The sequence below is a fragment of the Motilimonas pumila genome (assembly GCF_003596335.1).
Classification (GTDB): domain Bacteria; phylum Pseudomonadota; class Gammaproteobacteria; order Enterobacterales; family CBDFNC01; genus Motilimonas; species Motilimonas pumila.
The window spans coordinates 1-645 of record NZ_QZCH01000141.1 but is presented as its reverse complement, the minus strand read 5'-3'; the positions used below and the strand labels follow the sequence as shown (position 1 = coordinate 645).

At 72.4% G+C, this 645-nt stretch carries 1 protein-coding gene; it reads left to right on the top strand.

The window, feature by feature from the left end; translation table 11 throughout:
• Window positions 1–278 precede the first annotated feature (278 nt).
• Window positions 279–521: a sulfurtransferase TusA family protein gene (locus D1Z90_RS20930; RefSeq protein WP_119912677.1), complete on the top strand. Its 243-nt coding sequence runs from the start codon at window positions 279–281 to the stop codon at window positions 519–521.
• Window positions 522–645 lie beyond the last annotated feature (124 nt).

Below are 645 nucleotides of genomic sequence, written 5' to 3'. Positions count from 1 at the left end.
GGCGGCGGGTTGGACGGCGGCGGCGACGGCGGGGCCGGCGTGGTGACGCCTCCGCCAGGACCTCCGCCGCCGCCGCAAGCCGCCAGCGTCAGGGACAGCGTGACGGCGCAGGCCGTCGTCGCCCAGAACTTGATCCACCCGGTCATGCGCCGCCCGATTCCCGCCGCCGGCGACCGGCGACGCCCTCCTGATCGAACCTTGCGCCGATCTGAGCCCGCTTCGCGCCGGAAGCCAATGCGGCATGGACGCATCGACGCAGTCGTGATGAAAGGCGTGGCATGTCCTCGCCGAACGCCGCCATACCCATCGTCGACGCGCGGGGCCACCAATGCCCGGTGCCGACCCTCAAGCTGCGCAAGGCGCTGTCGTCGGCCGCCCCCGGCCAGGCCGTGCGCCTCCTGGCCGACGACCCGATGGCCCGCATCGACGTGCCGCATTTCGCCGCCCAGAACGGCTTTGAGCTGCTCGAACAGTCCAGCGACGGCGCGACCTCGAGCTTCCTGGTGGTCAGGCCGCGCTAGTCGGACGCTCGCCGACCTCGGCCCGCCCCGCTTCGTATACGGCGTCGCTCTCGTCGCCCAGGGCGATGGCCGCCTCGGTGGCCACGGCGCCGCCGAAGAAGATGGCGTTGACGTTCCAGGACAG

Excerpts from the sequence above, each read along its gene's own strand:
- D1Z90_RS20930 (WP_119912677.1), top strand. The coding sequence starts at position 279 with ATGTCCTCGCCGAACGCCGCCATACCCATCGTCGACGCGCGGGGCCAC.